This is a genomic window from Vreelandella lionensis, from assembly GCF_044543515.1.
In the GTDB taxonomy this organism is placed as follows: Bacteria; Pseudomonadota; Gammaproteobacteria; order Pseudomonadales; family Halomonadaceae; genus Vreelandella; species Vreelandella lionensis.
Map to the genome: position 1 here is coordinate 1 of NZ_JBITWC010000004.1, position 26,092 is coordinate 26,092.

Here is a 26,092-nt window from a genome sequence, read left to right on the forward strand (position 1 = left end):
TTGGGCTTGACCCACTTGGATGCTGGCACGTTCTTCAATACTGAGTTCGAGGTAAGACATGGGACAACACCTTAGCGAAATGCTCAGGTGTTGCACTCAGTTTCTGCGGCCAAGGTGGATAATGTGCAAGCACTTGCTGCTAGCCACCAAAGTGGAGGATTTAAAGAGGCATATAAAGATTTCATGCAAAATGTATCAGCGCATATCACAGTCTTTTCTCCATTTATTTCTGGTCTATCCGGCCTACTATAATGCTAACAAAGCCATGAAATTCGCTCCCTACGGTCGCCGGACGCTCGTTCCTCGCGCCGTTTATGGTGGGCGTTAAATCAGTAGTGATATCGCAGCTGGGCAATAAGCAAAGCGTCATCCGTGACTTTGTAAACCATTCGGTGTTCTTCGTTGATTCGCCGAGACCAGTAACCCGCGAGGCTATGTTTAAGGGGTTCTGGCTTGCCGACTCCTTCAAATGGCTCTCGCTTGATTTCTTTGATTAGCTTGTTGATTCGGTTAAGAACCTTCTTATCGGTTTTCTGCCAGTACAAATAGTCCTCCCAGGCGTTCTCGGAAAAGATGAGCTTCATTCAAGAAGCTCCTTTTCCTGACCACCTCCTTGCTCCAACTCGGCAACGGATTCCAGTAAACGGCGGGCGTTTTTGGGCGCGCGTAGGAGGTATGCTGTCTCTTGCAGTGCTTCATAGTCTTCGAGAGAGATCATGACCACGGATTGCGCCTTATTGCGGGTGATGATCATAGGAGCGTGGTCTTCACAGACCTGCTCCATGGTTTTTGCTAAATTGGTTCTAGCGGCGGTGTAGCTGATGGCATCCATGAAAGGCACTCCTGTACGCGATGTTGTTAATGTACAGAATAACGTACAGAGTTGGGTTTGCCAATTGGCTTCGCAGTGTTCGGTTTTCGCCGCTCAAAAATAGCGGTTGAGCAGGTGATGCCCACGAATCGTATCCCACGCTAAGCCGTTGATAGGCGCTTGCTCACACCATCTTCAAACTCTGCTTACGCGTTGGCGGCGCGTAGGCGGCATCAATCTCTGTCAAATCCTCGTCATCGAGCCTAACCTTATCCACATTAGCGTTCTGTTTCAGGTGGTCCAGGTTCACAGCTTTAGGAATCGCGATTACGCCGGGGTGACGTAGTGCCCAAGCAAGCGCGACTTGCGCGGGGGTGGCGCGGTGTTTGTCGGCGATGCGTTGCAGAGTAGCGTCACGAAGTAGCGCGCCGCCTTGTCCGATAGGGCAGTAGGCCATGAGCGGCATGTGGTGTTGTGCTTGCCAGGGCAGCAGGTCGTATTCAATGCCACGTGCTTCGGGGTTGTAGAGCACTTGGTTAGTGGCGCAAGCGGGCGCGTTTAGCTCTTCTAGGTCGTCAACATCGAAGTTCGACACGCCCCAGCGCAGGATCTTGCCCTGTTCGCGTAGCCGCTCAAACGCTTCCACGGTTTCGCTCAGCGGGTACTGGCCGCGCCAATGCAGCAGGTAGAGATCAATCGTATCGGTGCCCAATCGGCGCAGGCTGCGCTCGCAGGCAGCTTGAACGCCCTGGGTGCTGGCGTTGTGGGGGTAAACCTTGCTAACGAGATACACCTCATCGCGCCGCCCGCGAATGGCTTCGCCAACAATCTCTTCAGCGCCTCCCTCGGCATACATCTCGGCGGTATCGATCAGCGTCATGCCCAGGTCTATACCTTCACGCAGCGCCCTGATTTCAGCCTGCCGCTGCCCGGCATCCTCGCCCATGTGCCAGGTGCCCTGGCCGATACGGGGTACGCTAACGCCGCCTAGCTCAATCGTCTGCATATCTCACTCTCCTAGTGTCATTTCCTGCTGCGATGTGGTTCTGACTGCCCAAGGCCATCGCCGTTCATGCTCCCATCTTAGACGGTCCGTGCCTCGACATTTTTCTATTTTGTCTCTTCAAGGATACGCTGCTATAGTCTATTGAAATAACAGGCGTTAGAGATGCCATGCCGGAAATTGATGCGTTGCTAGGCCTTTCTTTTTGCTTATATTTTTTTGATAACAAGCAACATAAGCTACCCCACCTTCATGTGAAGTATGGTAGCTACGAGCTAATCATTGCGATTGAAACGGGAGAATGTCTAGAGGGCTATCTGCCTAGCAAGCAGCGTAAGAGAGCAGAGAGCCATATTTTCGAGCACCGTGAACAGTTGATGGTGATGTGGCACAAAGCAGTGAATGGCGAAAACCCAGGTAAGCTAGGTGACGTATGCTAAAAATCGTGGATGTTGATGTCATTTCAGATCATGCCCTGGCGCTAACGTTCAGCGATGGTTACCAGGGCCGCGCTGATCTGGCAGCTTACTTCAGTAAGCCTCCTTTTTCTGAGATCAAAGACTTCAAGCGTTTTTCCTTAACTCCGGAAGGCTCCCTCAATTGGAGCGGCAATGAGCTTTCTGCGGCAACACTGCGTGCCATTACCAAAGGTGAGCAAAAGCCTGCAGACGTTTTTTTTAACGTTCAAGAAATGGAAGCCGTGATTAAGCAGGCTTCCTGGGAGTCAATGAAAGAGGGTCGCCCTGATATTTTGCAAGCCGCTATTCGCTCTTATGTGGAGCAATTTGGTCATAGCCAAGTGATCGCGAAAGCAGGTATCAAAAGTCGCACCAGCGCTTACCGTTCATTAAAACCTGAAACCAAGCCTAATTTTGGCACGCTGGTGCAGCTGGGGCATGCCGTCATTGAGCTAGCGAAAGACCGTGCCGCAAGTATCAACGAGCCTTACATTTAAGCTGGGTTCTGCGCTTACGCATTGACGTTACTCTACCTAGCTATTTAACCAGAGGAACCCAAATGGCCGAGTATACCGCTTCCATTCAGTGGGCCAGTGGGCTGATGAAGCCTTTCTAGATCAGCGCTATAGCCGTGGGCACGAGTGGGTGTTTGATGGCGGCGTTCGCGTGCCTGCTTCGTCATCGCCTCATGTGGTGCCGTTGCCTTATTCGGTCGAGGCCAACGTCGACCCGGAAGAGGCGTTTGTGGCCTCGCTCTCCAGTTGCCATATGCTGTTCTTCCTCGCCATTGCCGCGCAGCAGGGTTTTGTCGTGGAAAGCTATGTGGATAACGCGGTGGGTGTAATGGAGAAGGGCAGCGATGGGAAGATCGCCATGACCCAAGTAACGCTGCGACCAAAGGCGGTGTTTGCAGGGGAGCCACCCTCAATGGAGGCGCTTGAGCAGATTCATCACGCCGCCCATGAAAAGTGCTTTATCGCTAGCTCTGTTAAGACCGATGTGGTAACCGAGATTCAGTTTTAATTTCGCACCTTATCTTACTGAGCTTGCCTGCTAAACTCAGCACGGACGCTTTCCCCTAACTGCTTAGGAATATCTACAATGATCTACCGCCACCCACGCTGGATGCGTGCTGCGCTGTCGGCTTGCCTGTTGTTTGCCTCGTCTTCTGTCATGGCGCAGGAGGATCGCATTACCGCCGAGCTTGAGCGCATCGAGCAAACCTTGGATGCGCGTATTGGCTTTGCCGCCCACAATTTAGCCACGAGCCAGCGCTGGGAAGTGAATGCGGATGAGCGCTTTGCCATGTCCAGCACCTTTAAAACTCTGGCCTGTGGCGCGCTGCTGGAGCAGGTGGATGAGGGGCAACTGGCGCTGGAAACCGAGGTCAGTTTTGAAGAGTCCGATTTGGTCACCTACTCGCCGGTCACCGAGCAGTACGCGGGCCATCGGCCGATGACGCTGTTCGAGCTGTGCGATGCCACCATGACCACTAGCGATAACACCGCCGCTAATCTCGTGCTGCAAGCGCTAGGCGGGCCAGAAGTCATCACGGCGTTCGCGCGTAGTATGGATGACCCCATGACCCGGCTGGACCGCTATGAGACCGAGCTAAACGAAGCCACGCCAGGAGATGAGCGAGACACCACCACGCCCAACGCCATGCTGGCTACGTTAGAAAAGCTGGTGCTTGGGGATGTGTTATCAGATGAGTCTCGCCAGCAGTTAGAAGCGTGGATGAAGGGCAATGCGGTGGCGGATGGCCTGTTCCGTGCCGCCATGCCGTTTGATTGGATAATTGCGGACAGAACCGGCGCAGGCGGTTACGGTTCACGCTCGATTACCGCGATTATTTGGCCACCGGAGCAAGCGCCGACGGTCGTGGTGTTTTATATCACCGAAACCGACGCATCGTTTAAGGAGCGTAATGCGGCCATTGCGTCTTTAGGCGAAGTAGTTCAAGACGTCTTAGCGGATAATTAATAAAAAACGGGTGGCGAATAGGCCACCCGTTTTTTATATCTGTTTTTCTTTAGAACAATCTAACGTGGTGGCGCTGTTAAACTCTATCTTAAACACAGCTGCTCACACTTATTGCTGCGTTATTACAATACGCCCGTATGCTCCACGACCACCATGACACCAATCCCAATCAGCACCACGCCGCCTATCAGTTCCGCCCAGTGGCCTACGTATTTACCAAACTTATGACCAAGCAGTGTACCCAGCGATGCCATCACGGTGGTGGCAAGGCCAATAGCAAGGCTGGTGGTGATGATGTTCACATCAATAAATGCCAAGCTGGCGCCCACGGCCATGGCGTCCAGGCTGGTGGCGGTGGCCGTCAGTACCAGCAGCCACAGGGTTTGTTTGCGGTGCTCTACCTTTTCTTCTTTCTTCAGCCCTTCATACATCATATGCAGGCCGATAATGGTCAGTAGAACAAATGCAACCCAATGATCCCAGGCTTCTACGTACTGCTGAGAAGCCTTGCCTGCTACCCAGCCGAGTACAGGCGTCATCGCTTCAATAATGCCGAATACCAAGCCAATACCGACCGCATGGCGGAAGCGGGGTTTGGTGAGTTCCGCGCCTTTACTGATGGAAGCTGCAAAGGCATCCGCCGACATGGAAACCGCTAAAAATAGTAGGGCAACAGGTGTCATGACACATGTACTCTTTGGTAATACATTTGCGCACAGCGACTGCGTCAGCATGCGTTACACCGCATACCTGAGCGCAAAAGTAGGGGATTCAATAGCGGTGAATCTTATCAGCTTTTAATCATTGAACAAGGCAAGGAGTGAAAAATAAAGTTTGTAATAGCGAACTAATATAGCCTTGGCTAACAATGTGTCTGTTAGCTGATTTTGTTGGCCTTTTCATCTTTTTTGTTTTTTTAAGGTAAGTGGGTGAGATATAGGGTTATTAAATATAAGAGGCGGAAATTAGCAGGTGTTTAACAGTTAAAAGAGTGCTTTTTAACGGTAGATTAAAAGTTATAAATATAGGGCAAAGCGCCTATTTATTTGTTTTTGGGAGGCTGTGCTTTTTGTAATAACGCGATCACTTCGTCATCGTTGGTTTGGGTGAAGTCCTGATAATACGCGCCAACGGCATTAAAATAGTCGGGGGTCATCAGGCAGAGGTAGTCATCTACTTCGGCGGCCAGCTCGGTTAATGCAGTTTCCGGGGCGACGGGCACCGCTAGGGTAATACTGGTGGCGCCCGCTTGGCGTAATGCTCTGGCGGCTGCCTTGGCCGTTCCACCAGTGGCAATACCGTCATCTATCAGTAACACTCGGCGGCCGCTAACGTTAACCGGTGGGCGCTGGCCGATATACGCGTGGCGGCGACGGGTGATCTCATCCAGCTGCCGCTGAATTTCCGCTTCAAGGTAGCGTTCGGTAGGTTGGAAGATGTCTACCATTTGCGGCGTTAGCACTACCTGCGGCGGGTCGCCATCAACAACCGCGCCAAGCCCAAACTCAGGCTGCCCAGGGGCACCAATTTTGCGCACAATAACCACATCAAGCGGGAGCTTTAGCCGGGTGGCTACCTCGTAGGCCACAGGCACTCCACCGCGGGGAAGTGCCAGTACGACATCGTAGTGCGTACTGGTGAGTGCCTGGGCAAGCCGACGACCCGCATCGCGTCGATCTTTAAACAGTGCTCTATAGGCGACCATGAGTTGCTCCTAAACGCCAAACGGATAGGTATCCGGTACGCCATGGGGCCTTTCACTGGGCAGCGGCGTGATGGGGGTGGTCTCGTCAAACCACACGTAGGCATCAAACTGCTCTGCTAGCGAGGCCTTGAAGTAGTGGCTGTAGTACTCGCTTTCAGGACGATAGATAACACCGATAGCGCGTTCTAAGCGCGTTGGGGTTAAGCGGTCGCGAGCATCTGTGTGGTGAGAATGCCGTAGATCAATTAAGGCGCGTGGCAGCCGCGTTTCATGGAAGATGCGTTCAAAGGAGTCGGTACGTGATGGCACCACCTGTTTGATCTGCATGGGTGAATCCCAGTTATCGGCGGCGGCGACGTACCCGGTATGCGTCCCAAAACCGATGAGCACTGCTTGATCCCCATAAGCGGTGCGACATAGCTCGCCGATATTGAATTGCCCCTGCCAACCCATCTCCGTAGCAGAGGCATTACCAATATGGGAGTTGTGCGCCCAAACTACTACCTTGGCATCAGGGCCTTTGGCCTGGATAAGCTGTTGCAGCGTATTGAACATATGCCGGTCACGCAGGTTCCAGGATTGGGTGGAGCCACGGTACATCAGCCGGTAGTACTGTTCCGCCGCTCTCACCACGCGGGCGTTCTGGGTCGCATTGAAATAGGCCTCGCCGTTCTCTTTGGCCATGTACTCAAGCCGGTGGTCCAGTAGCGTTTGAAGTTGCGCCACCACCGCCTCTTCGCAAGCGTCTTGTTCGCCACGTAAGACGGCATGACCGTACAGGGCGGGTTCACTATGCCAAGGCGTTAAGCAGCCATAACGTTGGCGGGCAAGATTGGCGGCATCGGGGTCGATTCGGTCCAGATAATCCAGCACGGCAACCATGGAGGCACGCAGCGAGTAAATATCCAGGCCGCGAAAGCTGGTGCGCTGTTGAAAGGGCAGGCTGGCATTATGTTGGCGCAGCCACTCGGTAAAGGTCTCGACTTCGGTGTTGTGCCACATCCAGGCGGGGAATCGAGTGAACGCCTGCCGCTCTTCGCCTACTACCGGGCGGTGCCTAACGTGGCGGTCAATATGCGCAGCATCGGGCCAGTCCGCTTCAACGGCCACCATACTAAAGCCGTGATGTTTGATAAGCCGTTGGGTAATTGCCGCCCGCGCTCGATAGAATTCGGAGGTTCCGTGGGACGCCTCGCCCAGCAATACCATCTTGGCCTCGCCGAAACGGTCAAATTGAGCGTCGAAGGCTTCTGCCTCTTCCAGCGTGGGAAGAGGCTCGCAAGCGTTGGCAATCGCCTGTGCGGTTTGCCGAGCAGAAGGGAGGGGAGCTACTGTCGAGTGATCCATGAGAATCTCCCGGAGCGCGGGGCGTGTGAAATTTACTATAGTAAGGAAAAATCACCTTATCCAAGCTTATCTGGGAGGGTTGGCTAGGCAGCATGGCACCCTAAACACATGCGCTGGATTAGCGCGGTACCTAGGGATGGTTTGCTTTACGGTGCAGCCACCACACGTCCACGCCGAATGAGTAGGCAAGGCTCACCAGGGCGCTCAACGCCAGCAAACCGGCGAAAAAAGGCGAGGTCAGTGGTGTTAATGCTAATAGTAGCGCGACTACCTGCCATACGCAGACGGCTTTGCGGCGAAAGCTCTCATTCAGCGGTTCATTCAGCCAGGGGAAGGGCAGGCTAGCGGCAACAAACAGGTAGCGCATACCGCCAATCAGCAGTACCCAGAGCCCGAGTGATTCTTCCACAATCAGCCCAATACAGAGTAGCGTGATCAGCAGGGCGTCCAGCTCCATATCAAACCGGGCGCCAAACGGGGAGTGGCTGCGGGTTCGCCGGGCTATCCAGCCATCGACCCCATCCAGCAGTAGCGCGATAACCGCCACGCCCAGCCATAGCCAGATCGCCTGAATAAACGCTTCGCCAACCAGCGCTCCTGCCACTAGCGAAATTAGCACTGAGCGGCCAAGGGTGACTCGGTTGGCCCAGCCCAGCGGCCCGTGGGGCCAAAACGCCAGTACCAGCAGGCTAATCAGCGCATAGAAAGCACCCGCCACCCACCAGTTCGCTGCGCTGGCCATGAGCGGGGTAAGCAGCGTACCAAGCCCAATCAGTAGCAGTGCGCCTAGCAGAAGCTCAACGCCACTGTAGAGGCGTTTAGGGAACGAATAGCTAGAGGAATTAGACGCATGGGGCATGGTGGCTCACGAAGCGGGGTAACCACCCGCAGTTGAAATTAATGATGCAATTATTTAGCTATGTACCATTCTTGTATAGGTGTGTAAGGTTGTCTATGCAACGAGCGTCTCTTTTTAATTCATGTTGAAGGCTGGCAAGTGTTAATAGACCAATGCCTTTTCTACGCTAAGCTATAGGTGTGCCATTGAAAAGTCGCCAAATCTTAGCAACGCTAAGATCTACGGATGGAAACAGCGCTTCAACGATAAGGAAATGTCATGTCGGCGCCTGATATGGCTATGGCTTTTTGGGTAACGCGCCCAGGCCATGGCGAATTGCGGCACGAAACGCTGCCTGCCTTGGGTGAAAGTGATGTTCGTGTTCGCGCCCTTTATAGCGGCGTTAGTCGTGGTACCGAGTCGCTGGTGTTTAATGCCCGCGTGCCGGAAAGCGAAACGCAGCGTATGCGTGCGCCTTTTCAGGCGGGCGATTTTCCTACCCCGGTGAAGTACGGCTACTGCAGTGTGGGACGTGTAACCCACGGCCCTCGCGAGCTTGTCGATAAAACTGTTTTTTGCCTTTACCCGCACCAAGATCACTACATCGTACCTGCCGCTATGGTGGTGCCGATCCCAGAGAGCGTGCCTGCCCATCGTGCGGTATTGGCGGCCAATATGGAAACCGCCCTGAACGGCGTATGGGATGCCAACCCCATGCTGGGCGAGCGGGTATGTGTGATGGGCGCTGGTGTTGTTGGCGCGCTGGTCGCTTATTTATGCGCGCGAATCCCTGGGGTAGAGGTGCAGCTGATTGATGTTAACCCCGAGCGCGAAGCGCTTGCCCGCGCCTTGGGCATTCCTTTTGCTCTGCCTGAGCAGGCACCTACGGATCAAGACTGTGTGATTCACGCCAGCGGCCACCCGGATGGCCTACGCCATGCCATGAGTTTAGTGGGCAACGAGGGCCGCGTGATTGAAATGAGCTGGTTTGGTCAGGGCGAAGTCTCTCTGCCGTTAGGCGGTGCGTTTCACTCCCAGCGCTTAACCCTGCGTGCCAGCCAGGTGGGTCAGCTACCCGCCAAACTGCAGCCCCGCTGGAACTACCGCCGCCGCCTGGAAGTAGCGCTGCGCCTACTCGCCGACCCAGCGTTAGAGGCACTCATTAGTAGCGAAAGCGACTTTGCTGATTTCCCCGCGCTGGCGCCAGCGCTGTTTGGTAAACATAGCACTGCACTTTGTCACCGAATTTGTTATCCCTAACGTAGTAAGTACTTACATTTCGATAGGAGTTGCCATGTACCGTTTATGCGTTCGCGACCACTTTATGATTGCCCATAGCTTTAAAGGCGAGATTTTCGGCCCGGCCCAGCGCACCCACGGCGCGACTTACGTGGTGGATGTGGTATTTCAGCGCCCAGAGTTGGACCAAGACGGGCTGGTAATTGATATCGGCCTGGCCAGCGAAACTGTCAAAGAGGTGCTGGCGGATTACAACTACCGCAACCTGGATGAGGTAAGCGAGTTTACCGGCCAGAACACCACCACCGAATTTATGGCGAAGGTGATCTTCGATCAGCTAGCCGCGGCCATCAAGGCGGGCAGAATGGGCGAGACCGCGAAAGGCCTTACCCAAATGGAAATCAAGCTGCATGAATCCCATGTGGCCTGGGCAAGCTATGAAGGAGCGTTATGAGCCAACGCTATACCTTATTGGTCGCCGGTGACCCGAACCAGCGCACCGGCGGCTATATCTACGATGCTCAGATCGTCACCGCGTTGCGCGAGCAGGGGCTTGAGGTAGACGTGAGAGGGTTAGATGGCCGCTTTCCCGATGCCGATGACACCGCCAGCCAAGCGCTGAATAAGGCGCTGGATGCGCTGGCCGATGGCGAGCGGGTGATTATCGATGGCCTTGCCATGGGCGCGTTACCGGAAGTCGTGGCCCGCCATGCGGACCGGCTGGATGTCACGTCCCTGCTGCACCACCCGCTGGGGGACGAGCAGGGGCTTTCCAGTGAAGAGCAGCAGCATTTGCACCGCTGCGAGCTAACCGGGTTAGCCTCAGTGGCTCGGGTTATCGTCACCAGCCGCTTCACCGCCCGCCGTTTAAGCGAACTGGCGAACGACTACTCGCTGCCGGTTACTGCGCCCATTACCGTCGTCGAGCCCGGTGTTGCCCAGGCACCGATGAGCCCGGCGCCTAACGAGGGCGAGCCTATCCGCCTGCTGTGCGTGGCAACGCTAACCCCGCGCAAAGGCCAGGATGTGCTGGTCAAGGCGTTAGCGCAGGTAGAGGGTGACCAGTGGCAGTGCGACTGCTATGGCGGTGCCCGTGATGCGGCGTTCAGCGCCAAGGTGCAGCAACTGATTGATGAGCATCAGCTCGCCGAGCGCGTCACCCTGCATGGCGAATGCGATGCCCCTACCCTTGAAGCTGCTTACCAGAACGCTCATGCGCTGGTGTTGCCCTCTTGGTATGAAGGGTACGGCATGGTGGTCACCGAAGCCTTGGCCCACGGCCTGCCGGTGATTACCACGACCGGTGGCGCGCTGCGCGATACCCTGCCGGAAGGGGCGGGTATTAGCGTTGCCCCAGGCGATGTTGAGGCGTTAAGTGCCGCGATTGCCAATTTCTGTACCAACGAGGCGCTGCGCACGGAGCTGCGTGCCGGTGTGGCGGTGGCCCGTGGTGAACTAAACGACTGGCAAGCGGCCGGCGTCGAGTTTGCCAAAGCATTGAACGACGAAAGCTCGACCGAACTCTCGGCGGGCAGCCAGTTTGCCGCCAGCTGGCTTTCACTACGTGAAGCGGTGGATAGCCACGCCCGTAGTGAAGGGCTGGTTAGCCGCCTAAACGATTGGCTAGCGGCCCGTTCTGCGCCTGCCGCATTGGCCGATCTAGGCTGCGGGCGGGGCAGCAATATGCAGTTTTTAGCGCCACGGCTCTCTAGCGCTCAACGCTGGGCGCTGTTTGATCACGATGCCGCCTTGTTGCAAGAGGCGCGAGCACGGGCGCGACCACTGCACGATGCCGCGGAGCAGCCGCTGAAAGTGAAAACCCACTGCGCCTCGTTGTCCAATCTCGACCATCCGGCGTTAAAAGACGTGGATGTCGTGAGCGCCTCGGCGCTGATGGATCTGGTATCCCAACAGTGGATAGAGGCGCTAGCCGCGCAGTGTGCAAAGCGTCAGCAGGCGCTGATGGTGAGCTTAAGCGTCACCGGCGAGTGGTACTTTGTAGACGCCGAGCAGCAGCCCATCGACGACCCGGAAGACCGCTTTGTGCTGGGCCTGTTTAACGCCCACCAGCAGCGGGATAAAGGCTTGGGCGAGGCGCTTGGTGGCGCTGCCCACGGGGTGTTGGTGAACGCGTTGCAGCAGCACGGTTACATGGTAGAGGAGGCGCCTTCACCTTGGCAGCTTGTGGCGGGCAGCCATGAGCAGCAGCCATTGGTTAGCTCGCTGATAAACGGTTGGGCAGAGGCGGCTACCGAGCAGGCCCCTGAAGCTGCCACCCGTATTGCAGAGTGGCGCACTGCACGCCTGGATGCCGTGGAGCGCGGGCAAGCGGGTGTTTGGGTAGGCCATTACGATCTGCTGGCGTTACCAGCGGCGAAGGGCTAGCCCATGCCTGCGTGGCGTTTTCTGCGGCAGCCGTGGGTGCAGCGCGGCTTAATCAGCCTTGCGCTGCTGGCGGCGGTGGCCTTATGGGTAAAACCAGCGGCCATTCTGGCGGAGGTGAAGCGACTAGCCCCGTTATGGGTGCTAGCAGCGCTTGCCATCAGCGTGCTGCAGGTAGCGCTCAGCGCTTGGCGCTGGAAGCTCACCGCTGGTTTGGTGGATGTCCCGCTACGCTTTAGCTATGCCCTGCGCGAATACTACCTAGCGCTGCTGGTCAACCAGCTACTGCCGGGGGGCGTATTGGGAGATGCAGGGCGCGCCCACCGTCACGCTCGTCAGGCAGCTTCCAAAGGCAGCGCTTGGCGTGCGGTGGTGATTGAGCGAGCGTCCGGGCAAATGGCGGTAGCGCTACTCACGCTAGCGGCGCTGTTTACGTCGCCCCTCTGGCACGTTGCGCTAGGCGTGCCCCTGCTACTCACGCTGGCTGCCAGCTTTGTGGCTGTGCTGTTGGCGCTGGTGGCGCTAGGTGAGTGGTTGCGTCGTGGGCATGGAGTCACGCTACCCGCCTGGTGCAATGCGCTGGGCCGAGATATTCGCCGGGGGCTGTTGCAGCGGGGCGTATGGCCGCTGCAGTTAGCCTCCTCGCTGACGATTGTGCTCAGCTATGGCCTAGTGATGGTGTGCGCCGCCCGGGCCATTGGCAGCGAGATGCCTGCCCTTGAGGTGCTGGCGCTAGCACCAGTGCTGCTGTTAGCCATGCTGGTGCCGCTCTCGATTGCGGGGTGGGGGCTGCGCGAAGGCGCCGCTGCCGGTATTTGGGTGCTAGTGGGGTTACCCGCCGCCCAGGGGGTCGCCATCTCGCTGGCGTATGGCGTGCTGGTACTGCTCTCTAGCTTACCGGGCATTTGGGTGGCGCTAGGTAAACGTGCCCGCGCCACGCCTGGGCGCGGCCCCGCTTTTTCTGGGCCACCATCGTCGGGTGGTTTAGAAAGCCCGCAGCTCCACATCGAACAGCGTGTCGTCGCCGCACCGGAACGAGCGCATCGTAGGGCGCAGCGCGCTCTCCAGAGTCTCGATGGGTGTCATTTGCAGGCCCGGCCTGCCGGAGCCAATCAACAGCGGTGCCACCATCAGGTGCAGGCGGTCTACGCTGTTAGCCTCAATAAATTGGGAAATAGTGATACCGCCGCCTTCCACCAGTACACGCTTCAGCCCGCGCGCTGCCAGCAGGGCAATCACATCGGCGGGGCTGAACTGCCCGCTAGCGTTCAGGGGCAGTACGCAGTGCTCAGCGCTGCTGGCCAAAGGCGCGACCTCTGGCCCGGTAAGGTGCAGCGTTTTCACGTCGCCGTTGGTGAACAGCGCGATATCGCTGGGCACGCGACCACGCGGGTCGAGCACCACGCGGGTCGGGTGGCAGCCGCTCACGTGGCGCACGGTGAGCTGGGGGTTATCGGCGGCGGCGGTGCCTGCACCCACTACCACCGCGTCGGCCAAGGCACGCAGCCGATGCAGGTGTACCAAGCTTTCCGCGCCGTTGATGTAGTGGGAATGGCCACTTTCCGTGGCGATTCGCCCATCAAGGCTCTGCCCCAGCTGGGCGACGACCCAGGTGGGGCGGGTCGCCAGCGGCGTCAGGCAATCCAACAGCGCCTGAGCTTGAGGCGTTACCGCCTGCGGCGAGTGCCACTGGCCATCGCTAGCAACGGATATGCCGGCAGCACTGGACGCGCCTGCACACTGGGCTGTCAGCCACGCCCACGCCGTATCACTATCGATGGGAGAGGATTGCTGGGGGCTACGGGAGTCGGGCATGACGCCTCCACACTGAAAATAACCACAGATCATGCGGGGCTGTGCGGCCCAACGCAAGCGACCTTTGCCCACATCACTAGGCAACCTGGAGGCCTACATGTATCACATTGAACGCGCTATTTTCGATATTCGCCGTGGTTTGCCGGTGGTTATTAACAGCGGTGAGCAGCGCCTTCTGGTGCAAGCGTTGGAAGGCAGCCGCTCGGTAGATGCCCTGGCACGCCTCTCCGGTGCGCGCCCCACGCTGGTACTCACGCGCCACCGCCTGGAGGCCATGGGCATGTCGCTCACCGCCGAGGCCGCCTGCCTGCCACTACCAGAGCATGTGAGTGAACACGAGCTAAACCAGCTAGCGGTAGCAAATGCAGCCACTAAGCCTAGCGCGCTACTCAGCGGCTTGAAGCCCGCCGGGGCGGCAGAGCGTAGTGCGGTAGCGCTAATGCGACGGGCGCTACTGATTCCGGCAGCGCTGACTGCGGTGGTCAGCGAACGGGCACAGGAGGAGGTGGCCGAGCAAATTGCCCAAGGGCGGCTGTTGGAAGTGAAGGCTGAAGAGGCGCTGGCGTGTTTGGCTGGCGCGCCGGGCATGCTGAAACGGGTGAGCGAGGCTAATATTCCGCTTGAGGATGCCCCCAATAGCCGCTTTGTGCTGTTCCGTGAACTGGATGGCCTACGCGAGCACGTTGCCGTGGTGATCGGTGAACTCGATAGCCTGGAAGGCCCCGTGCCGCTGCGTATGCACTCCGCCTGCTTAACCGGCGACCTGTTTGGCAGCCTGCGCTGCGACTGCGGCGAACAGCTGCGTAATGCCGTGGCCGATATCCAGGCGATGGGGGGCGGTGTGCTGCTCTACCTTGCCCAAGAGGGGCGGGGAATTGGCTTAGCCAATAAGCTGCGTGCCTATACGCTGCAGGATAGCGGCCTGGATACGGTGGATGCCGACCAGGTACTGGGCTTTGGCGACGACGAACGCCAGTACGCGGTGGCGGTGGACATGCTGAACGCTCTGAGTATTGATCAGGTACAGCTACTCACCAACAACCCGCTGAAAATGGCCGCGTTGCGCGAAGGCGGTATTGAGGTGGTATCCCGCCAGGCGCTGTATGGCAGCGTGACCGACCATAACCATCGCTACCTGAGCGCCAAAGCCAACCGGGCGGGCCACTTTTTGGATGAAGTGCTAGAAAGCCGCAGTCGCTAACGTTTACCTGCGGCCGCTGATGGCTCCAGCGGCGGCAGCTGGGCCGTTTCTGCTACCACCTGGGCAAGTTGTGCAGCATAGTGGTGAACAAGCCGTTTACCGAGGGCGGCGTTGGCTTGGCTAGCATCCCCCGCTACGCCGTGGTGGCTTAAATCTTCCCCTAGCCAAGCGAAAGCAGCGCTGCCTTCCGGGCTTACCAAAGCGCCCTCCGATGGTGTGGCGGGGGCGGCGGGGGTATAGCCTTCAAACGTCACCAGTTGCGGCGCTAAGTGCTGCATCATGGAAGTTTCCAGCAGCCCGCCGTGCAGCCCGTAGCGCAGCTCATCGGCGTTCATCGCGCCTTCCAAGGGGGGCAGCCGCGTGTAGGTCGCTTTGACCACGCGCATGTGGCAGCGCCGCCGAAGCGTGAGCGCAGCTAAATCCATCACCGCTTTATTCCCCCCGTGGCTATTAATCAGCACGAGCTTGTGAATCCCTGCACGGGCAATGCTCTCGCCGTAGGCTTCCAATGTAGCGATCGCCAGCGGCGCGGGCAGGCTCAGCGTGCCGGCAAAACTGGCATGCTCATCGCTGGCACCCACCGCGATGGCGGGTAGGCACACAACGTCCAGGCTAGCGTCCTGCTTCTCTAACTGTTTGAGCATCGCCGCCTGCAAGCCCTCGCCGATGATGAGGTCGGTGCCTAGCGGCAGATGAGTGCCGTGCTGCTCAATGGCCCCTAGGGTAATCACCGCCACCGGGTCGCGCTGGGCAAGGGTGCGTAGTTGGGGGGCGGTCAGGTGCTGCCAGTGATAAACCATGACAATCTCGCTAGCTGAGTGGGTTGTTCAGTAAGTGGCTAGTGGTTGGCGAGTGGCGCCGCCAGCAGCGGGTGGTCGCTGCGGCAGGCGTAGATATCGCCTGACGCGAGATTCCCTGCGCCTTCAGCAAGCCATGCTGCCATGGCATTCGGCGTTTGCCACGTAGCAAACCGGAACTGGCGCTGCTCTCCGGCAATGGCGTTAAAGCGGTAGTCGCCTAGCCGGTTTATCTGTGCTAGGCAGGCGTGGCTGACCTCCAGCATTCCGGCGACAAATTCCACCGAGAGCGCGGCCACCGGATGGCTAAGCCCCTGCAGCACCTCGGCTTCAAACCCTTCTACGTCGATTTTGATAAAGCGTGGTTCGCCAAAGCGCTCAATCAAGGCATCCAGGGTGGTCATCTCCACCCGCAGGGTTTGCTCCCAGCGCACCCGTTGAAAACCGGGGTTTCGCTCGCCCACTAGGCTACGCCACTCGGTTGCTAGGGTGGAGAGGGTCGGGTTGCCCACGCTAATGGCGATATCCGCATAGCCCGGCTCGGGGCCAACGGCCATCGGCAGCAGTGAGATATGTGGGCTTTTTAAAAGCCGCTGGAACCATTTGGCGAGCGCTGGTTGAGGCTCTAAGGCTATTACCTGGGCGCCCAGCGCTTGAAAGGCCGCGCTGCGGTCGCCTAGGTGAGCACCAATATCAAATGCAATATCGCCCTTTGCTAAAAAGGGCTGGTAGAGCCGCTGTAAACTTCGCTGACGCCCAGGCCGCCAGTAAATAAACAGCGAGCGGGCTAGCCCGCTGGCGCTGCGCAGCTGCTGTAGCGTCGAAGAGGGCATTAGTGAGGCTCCTTAGCGCGGGGGGCAGGCGGCTCATGGGGGGCTTTGGCGGGCTTAAGCAGTTGGCAAGGCATCTCTCCCAGCAGTTCCGCTGGTGGCATGACCAGCATAGCTGAGGGCGTCTGCGTTAATATTTGAGGGCTACGCGCCATTAGATTCGCAAAATCCTGTAAAAGCACCGGTTTCAAACTAATGCTGGGGGTATGTAACAGGCCAAAACGGTGGCTGATGACGCCGCCCCAGGTGCCACTGCTGGAGTATTTAACCAGCGGCGTGGCGGCCACTAGCCCGAGCCAGGCGGGCGTTAGCCAGCCAAACGCGGAGGGTGAAAAAAGCACCATGGTTCCTGCCCATAGCACACCGCATAGGGTCATCCACCCCGTATGCCGCCAGGTTTCTCGCCAGCTTAACGAGCGTTCGCCCCGGTGTTGGGTTTGCCAGTCGATGGCGCGGCCAATCAACACGTTAATAATAAATAGGCTATGCCACGCCATCATCAACGGGGCAATTAAGGCGGCAAACACCATTTCCAATAGTGTGCTGACCACCAGTTTAAAGCGTCCGCCAAAGGCGTGGGGATATTGGCAGAAGATTAACAGTAAGCCCAGCAGCTTAGGCGCAATCAGCATCCCCAAGGTGGTACTTAGTAGCCACAGGGAGAGCGCCTGGGGCAGCAGTGGTTCGGCTGCGTTGTCAATGGCGTGGTAGCCCACCATCAAGCTGGTACACAGTAAAAGTCCAAGCCATAACACTGATGAAAGATAGGCAAAGGCGCCAAAAAAGAAGTGCAGGCGGCTGATCGGGTGGAAGCCCACGCCAGTTAGCAGGCGTAAGTGCTGTAAGTTGCCTTGCAGCCAGCGGCGGTCGCGCTTGGCAAAGTCGAGCAGGTTGCTGGGCATGGCTTCAAAACTGTTACGCGAGGCGCTGGCATGAGGGTTGCGCCGCCACATGGCCGCCGTGGCGGAGGTGTCTAGCAGTACCTGCCAGCCGCCGCGTTTAAGTAGCGCGGCTTCCACAAAATCGTGGCTCAGCAGTTCACCTCCCAGCGGTGGTTTGCCCGACAGCGTCGGTAGCCCCGCGTGGGCCATAAAGGCTCGGGTGCGAATAATCGCATTGTGCCCCCAGTAGTTGGCGGCGTCGCCCTGCCAAAAGCTTTGGCCTGCTGCGAGCATAGGGCTATACAGCGCTGAAGCGAGCTGAGTAAAGCGGCCAAACAGCGTGCGCTGACCAACGGGAATCGGCACGGTTTGAATGAGCCCTACGGTGGGGTAGCGCTGCATTTGATGCACCATGTGCAGCAGCGTGTCGCCGCTCATCAGGCTGTCAGCATCCAGCACTACCATATAGTCGTAGCGGCGTCCCCAGCGCCGACAAAAATCGGCAATATTGCCCGCTTTACGCCCGTGGTTATTGGGGCGGCGGCGGTAGTGGATCGCTAGCTGGCCTGCCATGCGCTGCTGCAGCGCGGCCACGTGGGCAGCTTCTTCTTCAGCGTGGGCAGCATCCTGAGTATCGCTGAGGATAAAAACTTCAAAATGCTGACGAATAACGTTGGCGGTGTCGTCACCTTGAGGAGTGGGCTGCTGTAGTAGCGAGCGGCAAGTGGCCTCTAGGCCAGCAATGGTAGGAATGGGCGGCTCGGCGTAAATAGGCATGACCAGCGCCGTACGGCTGACCAAGCGGCTGGTAGTGGGGCGCTCGGCGGTTAAGCGTTTAAGGCTTAACGGATCTAGGCGCAGCGCGCAGATCACAAAGCCGCAAATGGCTCCCCAAAACGCCAGCGCAATCCAGCTAAACGTCAGCCCGAACAGCGTAAGCATGGTGATTTGCCAGCCTAGCGCTAAGTTGCTGACGACTTGAGCCATCGCTAGACAGCCGGCGATGCTGGAGCCAATGACCAGCGTGGCGAGCAGGGCCCGGCGGGCGTTGAGCCAGGGAATAGACGGCGTGAACGTGGGTGCATTACGCATCGGGATACCACACATAGTTCCAGGTTTCTGTGACCGGCTCACCGTCATGCATCAGACGCAGGCGGATATCGTTGGGCTGACTGCTGGGCGGTAGTCTGAACGTGGCCCGTCTTCCGTTATCGGGCAGCACTTTTACCTGGGGCAGCAGCGCTTCGCCATTGAGCACGCTGATATCTAGCGCTAATTCGGCCTCTGGGGCGAGGTTATCTAATTCGCCTCCGGCAAAATCGACCACAAACTGGCGCTGGTTCGCTGAGGAGGAATTCGTTTCACCCGGCACGGCGGCGGTGCCTTGACGGGTGCGAATCACCTGCCCAAGGGTGTGCTCTTCGGGCTGTTCGTTAAGGGTGTAGGTGTGGTAGTGCAGGCGCTGGGATTCACCGGCACTTAGCGTGTCGTCGGATACCCAGTAGGCCACGATGTTGTCGTGGGTTTCATCTGGCGTGGGAATTTCCACCAGCTCCACGTGGCCTTTGCCCCACGCCTCCAGCGGCTCAACCCATTGGCTGGGGCGGCGGTGGTAGTTGGCTTCCAGGTCAAGGTAGCGGTCAAAGTCACGCTCTCGCTGCATCAGGCCAAACCCCTGGGGCGCATCGTCGGCAAAGCTTGAGACCCTCACCGCTGTGGGGTTGCTCAGCGGCCGCCAAATCCATTCGCCGCTACCGGTATGCATTAACAGGCCGTCCGAGTCATGCACCTGGGGGCGGAAGTCGTCTGGCCGCTGGGCCGAGGCTTCGCCATAGGTGAACATGCTGGTGAGCGGCGCAATGCCTACTTTCTCCACATCGCTGCGGGCAAAAATTTCGGCTTCCACCTCGGCTTCGGTTTGTTCGCCGGGGGTGAGGGTAAAGCGGTAGGCACCGCTGAGCGACGGGCTATCCATCAGTGCCATCAGCGTGACACTCTCGGTGTCGTTGTCAGGTGTGACCAGCCAAAATTCACGAAAGGCAGGAAACTCTTCGCCTTGGGAGGAGGCCGTGTTGATCGCCAGCCCACGGGTGGATAACCCGTAGGCCTGATGCTGACCAACCAAACGAAAGTAGCTGGCGCCTAAAAACACCGCGAACTCATCGGCGTAGTCGGAGGTGTTAATTGGGTAGTGGAGCCTAAACCCGGCGTGGCCGCTGCCGCTTAAATCATGCTCAAGCAGAGTGCTTGCCTCGCCGTCGTAACGAAAGTCATCGGCGGTGAAGTCGAGCGGTGTTACCTCGCCTGCTTCTACCAAGTTCAGCGTCACCGGTGTTTGGAATAGAAACCCGCTATGAAATAGCTGCAGGCTAAAAGGGCTTTCATCGCGCCAGTAGGCGCGCTCTGGGTTAAAGCGTATTTGCCGGTAACCGTCGTAATTTAACGCCTGCAGGGCTTCAGGCAGATTTGCCTCGGGCGCTTGATAGGGGGAAGCAGCTAACTGTTTGGCACGTTCTAGTACCTGTTGAAATACAGCATCTTCGCTGGCTGAAGCAGGAAGGGCGAGTAACCAACCTAATGACAACATCCATTTTGCAGCAGTACGACAACCCATGGGCGAGTTCCTTTCGTTACCAATAAGAGAGTTAACAACACGTCATTGTGTGAAATATTTGAACAAAAACTATACGCTTAACAAGTTAGGTTAAAAAATGGCAATTTAAACGCAGCGAGGCGCGTGTGCCGCTTGCCGGTTATGCCGCTGATATTCTGTTCACCACTAGTGGTCCATGAGGTCTCAATGCTCCGTATTCTATTAACGGCCAGCGCGCTTAACCTGCTGCTTATCCTTCCCTTATGGTGGCGTTCTGGCACGCTGGGCTCGCCACTGATCGCTTGGGAAGCATGGGTTATAGCCCCAGCCATACTGCTGTTACCTCCGGGTTTTTGGCGGCGTGTGGTAGGGGTGGGCGTGGTAAGCATCATGGCACTGGCAACGGCAGCAAATCTCGGTGAAGCTGCGACTTACACTGCATTTGGAAGGCCGCTTAACCTCTACCTGGATGTACCGCTGGTGCGCTCTATTTACCACTTACTTGTAGGTAATGTAGGCCAACTCGCAGCGGTTTGCCTGATGCTGATTGGCGGCGTGCTGCTGCTTATGCTGCTTTGGGGACTGTTGCGATTGCTGCTGCCCGCCACTCACTTGAGGCTCGGCCGCTGGTCGGGGAAATTGGCGCTTGCAGTACTAGGGCTGGCGATGTGTTTATCCTTGTTAGAGTTCCACGGTAGCCGCTTGGTTCCCAATACAACGCTTCCGATGGTGAATACCGCACGTTCTCAGTGGGAGCAGGTGGTGGAAACCCATCGCGCTCGGCAAGCCTTTACTGAACAGCTGGAAGAAAATCCGCTGGCGGTTCAGGCGCTGCCTGGGTTGGCGGGGCGTAACGTGCTGCTGACGTTTATTGAATCTTATGGTGTCTCTGCGCTCAACGACCCGCGCTATAACCGAACGCTGCTGCTGACTTTGGAAGATATTAATCGCCGATTAGCAGAAAACGACCTGCACGTGGTGTCGGGGCTGGTGGAATCACCGATACAAGGCGGGCAGTCGTGGCTGGCCCATGCCACCACGCTTAGCGGCCGCTGGATCGACAATCAGCTGTGGTATCGGCTGATGCTGGAGAGTGATCATTCGACGATGATTGATGATTTTCGCGCCACCGGCCAGCGCACGCTGAGCGTGATGCCTGCGATTACTCTGGCATGGCCCGAAGGCCGCGCTTATGGCTTTGACGAGATCGCAGCTGCCAAGGATATTCCCTACGCGGGGCCGCCGCTTAACTGGGTGACCATGCCGGATCAATTTACGCTGGACTACACCCAGCGAGAGCTACTGGGTAATTCACCGCTGTTTGCGCAGCTAGCGCTGATCTCCAGCCATGCGCCCTGGACGCCGGTGTTACCAGTATTGGAGAACTGGTCGCTGGTAGGCGACGGCAGTATCTATGCGCCCTGGGAGAACGCAGGCGACCCACCCGAGGTGATCTGGCGAGATTTGGAGCGCATCCGTGACCATTACGCGTGGTCGGTGGACTACTCTGTTAGCGTGACAGGGCGCTGGGCTGAGCGCGTGGCCGATGAGCAGACGCTGTTGATTGTGCTGGGTGACCACCAGCCCGCACCGCTGATTACCGGCGAGGATGCCAGCGCCGCCGTGCCGGTGCACATTATCAGCGGCGACCCGGCGCTACTGGCAAAGTTTAAACAGCGCGGCTTTGTGGATGGCATGTTGCCCCCTCTGGCTCGCCCGCAGGATGCGCCGCATATGAGCCAGCTGCGCCACTGGCTGCAGCAGGACTTTGGCCCTTCAGCACCATCACCAAGGACGACACCATGATTCAACCGGTTATTCTGAGCGGCGGCAGCGGTACCCGGCTTTGGCCGCTCTCCCGCGAGCAGATGCCTAAACAGTTTTTGCGCTTAACCGGCGAGCAGAGCCTGCTTCAGCAAACGCTCACCCGCCTTGAGGGCTTAACGACGCTACCGCCGATGCTGATGGGCCACCACTCCCACCGTTTTTTGATGGCTGAACAGCTGCGTGAAGGCCAACAGGAGGGCCAGATCGTGCTAGAGCCAGCAGGGCGCAATACCGCCCCAGCGATTGCTTGCGCGGCACTGTTGGCGCGGCAATTGGGCGAAGACCCGCTGCTGCTGGTGTTACCTGCTGACCACGTTATCGGCGATGCAACTGCGTTTATCGATAGCGTGCAGCGTGCTGAACCGCTCGCGGAGCAGGGCTATTTGGTCACCTTTGGCGTGGTGCCGACGCACCCAGAAACCGGCTACGGCTACATTGCCTGTGGCAATGCGCTGGGGGCAGGGCACCATCTGGAGGCGTTCATCGAAAAACCCGCGCTAGAGCGCGCCAAAGCATTGCTGGCGCAGGGAGATACGCTCTGGAATAGCGGTATGTTCTTGCTGCGCGCCTCCCGCTATTTGGCGGAACTTGAACGGCTTCAGCCAGACATGCTGGCCGCCTGTCAAGAAGCCGTAGCCCGCGCCCACCGTGACCTGGATTTTCTGCGCTTGGACGAGCAGGCGTTCCAGCGCTGCCCCAGCGAATCGATCGATTACGCGGTCATGGAGCACTGCTCCCAAGCGGCCGTGGTGCCTTTGGATGCCCAATGGAGCGATATAGGCAGCTTCGATGCGCTGATGGCGACCCATACGCCTGATGCAGCGGGCAATGTGGTCACCGGGGATGGGGTGTTGAGCGATACTCAGCGCTCGTTAGTGGTAGCGAACCACCGATTGGTGGCCACACTTGGCGTGGAAGACCTTATCGTGGTGGAAACGTCGGACAGTGTACTGGTGGCCCATCGCGACAAGGTGCAGGGCGTTAAGCAGCTTGTCGCGGCGCTGACCCAGGCTGGGCGCAGCGAGCCGCATACCTCGCCGCAGGTCCATCGCCCTTGGGGCAGCTTTCAAGCCATGGACAGCGGCGAGCGCTACCAAGTGAAGCATATTACCGTGCGCCCTGGGGCGCGGCTGTCGCTACAGCGCCACCACCACCGCGCTGAGCACTGGGTGGTGGTCAGCGGCACGGCTAAGGTGACGGTGGATGAACGCACGTTTTTGGTCAGCGAGAACCAGTCCACTTACATCCCCATTGGCGCGCTGCACCGTTTGGAGAACCCGGGCAAAATCCCGCTGGAGCTGATCGAAGTGCAGTCTGGTAGCTACCTGGGCGAGGATGATATCGAGCGGTTGGATGACGTGTACGCTCGCCACAGCGACGAGTAATTGAGCGCACTTACCAGAGCCAGCTACCGGGCCGTGCCGGTGGCTGGCCTTTACGCACCGCCACCCAACCGATAATGCAGCGCACGCCTAGCCATACCACCAGCAGCGGCCAGAGCAGCGTACCGATAAAGATCAGGCTCAGGGTAAACGTGACGATAAAGTAGAGGCTGCCGATCCAGAACGTGCGGATGAGGTAGCGGTAGTGGGCCTGTAGCCAAGGCGCTGCTTCTTTGCGATAGACATAGGCGATAATCACACCGATCAATAGCGTGACATTAGCCGTGACTAGCCCTGCTAAATAGAGGGCATAAATAATTTGCGTGGGACGCGTATCCTGTTTGGGGAGGTATTGCTCAGTCATGCCCATCCTCACTTAATAGAGACGGAAATCGTTGGCGTTAGGCAGCCCTTGCTGCTCTTCCACCACTTTGCGGTAGCGTTTGTACTCCCACTGATACTGCGCTGGGTCCAGGGCAATGGAGGCTTCAACGCTGGCATTCACGCCGGTGGCGGACGTTGCATCCTCCTCGCTATACACCTGCTCGTCGGCATCGAGAAAGTGAATCTCGAAGCCTTTGCCAGGAATGCGCAGGGCCACACCGGTGACTACCCGGGCTTGGGTGCGCGCCACCAGCTTGGGTAACAGCGTGGCGGTATAGGCATCGCGGCCATAGAACGGCGCAAACACGCCGCTGCCCCAATCCGGCTCTTGGTCCGGCAAAATACCAATGGCCTCGCTACGTTTCAGCGCTTTGAGCAGCGCCGCCACGCCCCGTGGGTTAGTGGGCACGAGCTTTGCCCCCATGCGCTCGCGGCCATGGCGGATAATCGGCTCCAGCTCTGCGATTTTGGGCGGCTCGTACATAGCGGTAAACGGAAAGTGGCTGGAAAGCCAAAAGTTCAGCACTTCCCAGTTTCCAAAGTGAGGAGCAAGCACGATCACGCCGCGCCCCTCGGCCCGGGCGCTATCCAGCTTGTCGCGGCCATGTACCGCTAGAATGCTGGCTTCTACCTTCTCGGGCGGGGCCATCCAGGCGTGGCCGAGTTCCAGCATCGTCGCGGTGGAGTGCTGTAGGCTCTGTTTGGCCAGGGATTGCCGTTGACTGGCAGGCGCGTCGGGGTAGACCACCTTCAGATTGATCTCGGTTACCTTGCGCTCGCGTTTGCTAAAGCGATACACCTGCGGGCCGACCAGAGCCGCAATGCGCCAGAGCCAGCGCACCGGCCAGCGGGAGAGCGTGCGCCATAGCGTTGCAATGGCACGGGCTTGAAAGCGCGATGCTGGGGGAGTTGCCTGTTCGGTCATGGGTTACAGTAGCCAGCTATCGACATTGGAGGGCGCGCGCTTCTCCTGCAGCCCTTTAAAGCCCTTTATGCAGCGCACGATAAACCACACGACCAGCGCCAACAGCATGGGGAAGCCAACAAGAATCAGGGTAAGCAGCGTAGCGATACTGCCGTAGAGCAGACCAATCCAGAAGGTGCGGATCTGATAGCGGTAGTGCTCATCTAGCCATACTGGACCTTTGCCGCGGTAGACATAAGCAATAATCACGCCGATCAGTGACGTAAAGCCCAACACAAAGCTTGCTAGGTAGAGAGCGTAAATCACCATGGCCATGGTGGTGTCTGGGGCGGGGGAGGTCTCTTCCGACGAAGCGTGGTGGTTGACCACTTCGCCTTCCAATGGGGCGTCATCGCGCATGGGCGTACCTTCTCTATTCAGTTCAATTCGAGCATCCAGCGGACACCTTTTCTGCGCGCTATGATAGCGTGGGCGGTGTGACTTATCACCCGCAGGCCACCCACGCCTAGGGTTGAGCGCTTAACGCGCTGCCGGGCGGCAGATTTCCAGTAGGTTGCCATCGGGGTCGCGCAGGTAAAGCGACTCAATCGGGCCGCTGGCACCCTGGCGGGCCACGGGGCCAAGCTCTACCTCAATGGCTAAGGCATCCAGGTGCTGCTTGAATTCATCCAACGGCAGCTGGCAGCGCAAGCATAAGTCCAGGCTGCCCGGTGTCGGCGTGGCTGAGATCGGCGCGATATCGGTGTCGGTTTGGTGCAAGCGCAGGGCCGTGTCACCCAGCATCAAGTCAACGCGCTGTGCGTCCCGATAACGCACATCCAGGCCCAGTACGCGAGAGTAAAAATCCACTGCGCGACCCATATCGGTCACGGTAACCACAAGATGATCCAGACCTGAGAGCATGCCTCTTTCCTTAATACAAACGTAAAAACCAGAGAATACGATGATGCGACGCTGTCCGCTATGCCACGCGCAGGAGCCTGCGCTGTACCACCAAGACCGTCGCCGTGATTACTACCAGTGTGCCACGTGTGCGCTAGTGTTTGTGCCTAGCGAGCAGCATTTAACCGCTGCCGCTGAAAAAGCCGAGTACGACCAGCACCAAAACTCGCCGCAGGATACGGGATATCGGCGCTTTTTGGGGCGTTTATTTAATCCGTTAGCAGCAAAGCTAGCTCCTGGCGCAAGAGGGCTGGATTTTGGCTGCGGCCCTGGGCCAACGCTCTCGGTGATGTTTGAGGAAGCGGGCTTTGATATAGATGTGTATGACATCTTTTACGCGCCCCATGATGCGCACCTGAACCGCCAGTATGATTTCATTACCGCCACCGAAGTAGTGGAGCACTTGGCGGCACCGGGCGAGGTGCTGAACCAGCGGGTCGCGCAACTGCTACCCGGAGGCTATCTTGGGCTGATGACCAAGCGGGTCACTAGCCAAGAAGCCTTTGTCCGTTGGCACTACATTAACGACCCAACCCATGTCAGTTTTTTTAGCGAAGCGACCTTCCGTTGGTGGGCGGCTGAACAGGGTTTAACAGTCGAATTTACTGACAACGACGTAGTAATTTTTAGAAAACACTAATCTGCTTGCTATAAGGGCGAAAAAGCATTGACTTTGCGCCTATGGAAGCAATAATTGCGCGCCCGTTTTCTTGCCTGTTTGATGTGATGGCGTGTTAACGGCAACGATT

28 protein-coding genes and 1 pseudogene are annotated in these 26,092 nt (G+C 57.9%); 13 read left to right on the forward strand and 16 right to left on the reverse strand.

Translation table 11 applies throughout. The annotated features are described in order from the left end of the window. The first annotated feature begins 123 nt into the window (after positions 1-123). Positions 124-252, forward strand: a complete 129-nt coding sequence (locus tag ACIGG6_RS02980; RefSeq protein ID WP_399842097.1) for a hypothetical protein — start codon at positions 124-126, stop codon at positions 250-252. Positions 253-329: 77 nt separating this feature from the next. Here the strand turns inward: ACIGG6_RS02980 and ACIGG6_RS02985 are convergent, their stop codons facing one another. The 3 genes from ACIGG6_RS02985 to ACIGG6_RS02995 all read right to left on the reverse strand — a co-directional run bounded on the left by ACIGG6_RS02985 (position 330) and on the right by ACIGG6_RS02995 (position 1,817). Continuing rightward, the gene (locus ACIGG6_RS02985; RefSeq protein WP_311063063.1) at positions 330-584 is read right to left on the reverse strand and encodes a Txe/YoeB family addiction module toxin; all 255 of its coding nucleotides are present in this window, start codon (positions 582-584) and stop codon (positions 330-332) included. Then, the gene (locus ACIGG6_RS02990) at positions 581-832 is read right to left on the reverse strand and encodes a type II toxin-antitoxin system Phd/YefM family antitoxin (RefSeq protein WP_399842100.1); all 252 of its coding nucleotides are present in this window, start codon (positions 830-832) and stop codon (positions 581-583) included. Before ACIGG6_RS02990 ends, ACIGG6_RS02985 begins: the two co-directional genes overlap by 4 nt. A gap of 163 nt (positions 833-995) precedes the next feature. Continuing rightward, a complete protein-coding gene (locus tag ACIGG6_RS02995; RefSeq protein ID WP_399842102.1) occupies positions 996-1,817 on the reverse strand; it encodes an aldo/keto reductase in 822 nt (273 codons plus the stop codon). A 167-nt stretch (positions 1,818-1,984) separates the two neighbouring features. On the opposite strand from ACIGG6_RS02995, the gene dhiT reads away from it, so the two are divergent. The 4 genes from dhiT to bla all read left to right on the forward strand — a co-directional run bounded on the left by dhiT (position 1,985) and on the right by bla (position 4,255). Beyond that, on the forward strand, positions 1,985-2,254 hold the full coding sequence (gene dhiT, locus ACIGG6_RS03000) for a type II toxin-antitoxin system toxin DhiT (protein WP_399842105.1): 270 nt from the start codon (positions 1,985-1,987) through the stop codon (positions 2,252-2,254). Continuing rightward, complete coding sequence (dhiA, locus tag ACIGG6_RS03005; RefSeq protein ID WP_399842106.1) at positions 2,248-2,769, forward strand: type II toxin-antitoxin system antitoxin DhiA; 522 nt, start codon at positions 2,248-2,250, stop codon at positions 2,767-2,769. Before dhiT ends, dhiA begins: the two co-directional genes overlap by 7 nt. Before the next feature lie 88 nt (positions 2,770-2,857). Beyond that, positions 2,858-3,295 (forward strand): OsmC family protein, encoded by a 438-nt coding sequence (locus ACIGG6_RS03010; protein ID WP_399842109.1) that lies wholly within the window; start codon positions 2,858-2,860, stop codon positions 3,293-3,295. Positions 3,296-3,373: 78 nt separating this feature from the next. Next, positions 3,374-4,255 carry a class A beta-lactamase gene (bla, locus tag ACIGG6_RS03015; protein ID WP_399842112.1) on the forward strand — a complete coding sequence of 294 codons (882 nt, stop codon included), beginning with the start codon at positions 3,374-3,376 and terminating at the stop codon, positions 4,253-4,255. 122 nt (positions 4,256-4,377) lie between these two features. On the opposite strand, the gene ACIGG6_RS03020 is transcribed toward bla, so the two are convergent. The 4 genes from ACIGG6_RS03020 to ACIGG6_RS03035 form a co-directional block, all read right to left on the reverse strand. Further along, positions 4,378-4,938: a manganese efflux pump MntP gene (locus ACIGG6_RS03020; protein WP_083023102.1), complete on the reverse strand. Its 561-nt coding sequence runs from the start codon at positions 4,936-4,938 to the stop codon at positions 4,378-4,380. 359 nt (positions 4,939-5,297) lie between these two features. Continuing rightward, positions 5,298-5,960, reverse strand: a complete 663-nt coding sequence (locus ACIGG6_RS03025) for a phosphoribosyltransferase (protein ID WP_399842114.1) — start codon at positions 5,958-5,960, stop codon at positions 5,298-5,300. 9 nt (positions 5,961-5,969) lie between these two features. Next, entirely contained in the window at positions 5,970-7,307 is a 1,338-nt protein-coding gene (locus ACIGG6_RS03030) for an erythromycin esterase family protein (RefSeq protein ID WP_399842116.1), read from the reverse strand. A gap of 130 nt (positions 7,308-7,437) precedes the next feature. Beyond that, positions 7,438-8,166 carry a CDP-alcohol phosphatidyltransferase family protein gene (locus ACIGG6_RS03035; RefSeq protein ID WP_399842118.1) on the reverse strand — a complete coding sequence of 243 codons (729 nt, stop codon included), beginning with the start codon at positions 8,164-8,166 and terminating at the stop codon, positions 7,438-7,440. A 258-nt stretch (positions 8,167-8,424) separates the two neighbouring features. Between ACIGG6_RS03035 and ACIGG6_RS03040 the strand changes: the two genes are divergently transcribed. The 4 genes and pseudogenes from ACIGG6_RS03040 to ACIGG6_RS03055 form a co-directional block, all read left to right on the forward strand. Further along, positions 8,425-9,405 carry a zinc-binding alcohol dehydrogenase gene (locus ACIGG6_RS03040; protein ID WP_399842119.1) on the forward strand — a complete coding sequence of 327 codons (981 nt, stop codon included), beginning with the start codon at positions 8,425-8,427 and terminating at the stop codon, positions 9,403-9,405. A gap of 34 nt (positions 9,406-9,439) precedes the next feature. Beyond that, complete coding sequence (locus tag ACIGG6_RS03045) at positions 9,440-9,838, forward strand: 6-pyruvoyl trahydropterin synthase family protein (RefSeq protein ID WP_253506639.1); 399 nt, start codon at positions 9,440-9,442, stop codon at positions 9,836-9,838. After that, complete coding sequence (locus ACIGG6_RS03050; RefSeq protein WP_399842122.1) at positions 9,835-11,769, forward strand: glycosyltransferase; 1,935 nt, start codon at positions 9,835-9,837, stop codon at positions 11,767-11,769. Before ACIGG6_RS03045 ends, ACIGG6_RS03050 begins: the two co-directional genes overlap by 4 nt. Before the next feature lie 3 nt (positions 11,770-11,772). Then, positions 11,773-12,645: pseudogene (locus ACIGG6_RS03055) on the forward strand (lysylphosphatidylglycerol synthase transmembrane domain-containing protein); the annotation flags it as partial. 105 nt (positions 12,646-12,750) lie between these two features. Here the strand turns inward: ACIGG6_RS03055 and ACIGG6_RS03060 are convergent. Continuing rightward, a complete protein-coding gene (locus ACIGG6_RS03060) occupies positions 12,751-13,614 on the reverse strand; it encodes a RibD family protein (RefSeq protein WP_399842434.1) in 864 nt (287 codons plus the stop codon). Between the two features lie 64 nt (positions 13,615-13,678). On the opposite strand from ACIGG6_RS03060, the gene ribA reads away from it, so the two are divergent. After that, a complete protein-coding gene (gene ribA / locus ACIGG6_RS03065) occupies positions 13,679-14,782 on the forward strand; it encodes a GTP cyclohydrolase II RibA (protein ID WP_399842124.1) in 1,104 nt (367 codons plus the stop codon). Here the strand turns inward: ribA and ACIGG6_RS03070 are convergent. The 4 genes from ACIGG6_RS03070 to ACIGG6_RS03085 are packed head-to-tail and all read right to left on the reverse strand — an operon-like array spanning position 14,779 to position 19,904. After that, the gene (locus tag ACIGG6_RS03070) at positions 14,779-15,582 is read right to left on the reverse strand and encodes a creatininase family protein (RefSeq protein ID WP_399842126.1); all 804 of its coding nucleotides are present in this window, start codon (positions 15,580-15,582) and stop codon (positions 14,779-14,781) included. The two genes, ribA and ACIGG6_RS03070, sit on opposite strands and share 4 nt — an antisense overlap. A gap of 38 nt (positions 15,583-15,620) precedes the next feature. Further along, the gene (locus ACIGG6_RS03075; protein WP_253506188.1) at positions 15,621-16,412 is read right to left on the reverse strand and encodes an FkbM family methyltransferase; all 792 of its coding nucleotides are present in this window, start codon (positions 16,410-16,412) and stop codon (positions 15,621-15,623) included. Then, positions 16,412-18,382, reverse strand: coding sequence for a glucans biosynthesis glucosyltransferase MdoH (gene mdoH / locus ACIGG6_RS03080; protein ID WP_399842127.1), 1,971 nt, complete (start codon positions 18,380-18,382; stop codon positions 16,412-16,414). Before mdoH ends, ACIGG6_RS03075 begins: the two co-directional genes overlap by 1 nt. Continuing rightward, on the reverse strand, positions 18,375-19,904 hold the full coding sequence (locus ACIGG6_RS03085) for a glucan biosynthesis protein (RefSeq protein WP_399842129.1): 1,530 nt from the start codon (positions 19,902-19,904) through the stop codon (positions 18,375-18,377). Before ACIGG6_RS03085 ends, mdoH begins: the two co-directional genes overlap by 8 nt. Positions 19,905-20,090: 186 nt before the next feature. Here ACIGG6_RS03085 and ACIGG6_RS03090 point away from each other — a divergent pair, with 186 nt between their 5' ends. Both ACIGG6_RS03090 and ACIGG6_RS03095 read left to right on the forward strand, forming a co-directional pair. After that, entirely contained in the window at positions 20,091-21,689 is a 1,599-nt protein-coding gene (locus ACIGG6_RS03090) for an alkaline phosphatase (RefSeq protein WP_399842131.1), read from the forward strand. Continuing rightward, positions 21,686-23,095, forward strand: coding sequence for a mannose-1-phosphate guanylyltransferase/mannose-6-phosphate isomerase (locus ACIGG6_RS03095; protein ID WP_399842133.1), 1,410 nt, complete (start codon positions 21,686-21,688; stop codon positions 23,093-23,095). Before ACIGG6_RS03090 ends, ACIGG6_RS03095 begins: the two co-directional genes overlap by 4 nt. Before the next feature lie 10 nt (positions 23,096-23,105). Here ACIGG6_RS03095 and ACIGG6_RS03100 read toward each other — a convergent pair whose 3' ends face one another. From ACIGG6_RS03100 to ACIGG6_RS03115, 4 genes are all read right to left on the reverse strand, one after another. Further along, the gene (locus tag ACIGG6_RS03100) at positions 23,106-23,456 is read right to left on the reverse strand and encodes a DUF4870 family protein (RefSeq protein WP_044627925.1); all 351 of its coding nucleotides are present in this window, start codon (positions 23,454-23,456) and stop codon (positions 23,106-23,108) included. Positions 23,457-23,468: 12 nt separating this feature from the next. Continuing rightward, positions 23,469-24,401, reverse strand: a complete 933-nt coding sequence (locus ACIGG6_RS03105) for a lysophospholipid acyltransferase family protein (RefSeq protein ID WP_399842135.1) — start codon at positions 24,399-24,401, stop codon at positions 23,469-23,471. Between the two features lie 3 nt (positions 24,402-24,404). Next, entirely contained in the window at positions 24,405-24,800 is a 396-nt protein-coding gene (locus tag ACIGG6_RS03110) for a DUF4870 family protein (protein ID WP_399842137.1), read from the reverse strand. Between the two features lie 120 nt (positions 24,801-24,920). Then, positions 24,921-25,304 carry a glyoxalase/bleomycin resistance/extradiol dioxygenase family protein gene (locus ACIGG6_RS03115; protein ID WP_062373496.1) on the reverse strand — a complete coding sequence of 128 codons (384 nt, stop codon included), beginning with the start codon at positions 25,302-25,304 and terminating at the stop codon, positions 24,921-24,923. A 40-nt stretch (positions 25,305-25,344) separates the two neighbouring features. Between ACIGG6_RS03115 and ACIGG6_RS03120 the strand changes: the two genes are divergently transcribed. Next, complete coding sequence (locus tag ACIGG6_RS03120; protein WP_399842140.1) at positions 25,345-25,983, forward strand: class I SAM-dependent methyltransferase; 639 nt, start codon at positions 25,345-25,347, stop codon at positions 25,981-25,983. The last annotated feature ends 109 nt before the right edge of the window (positions 25,984-26,092 follow it).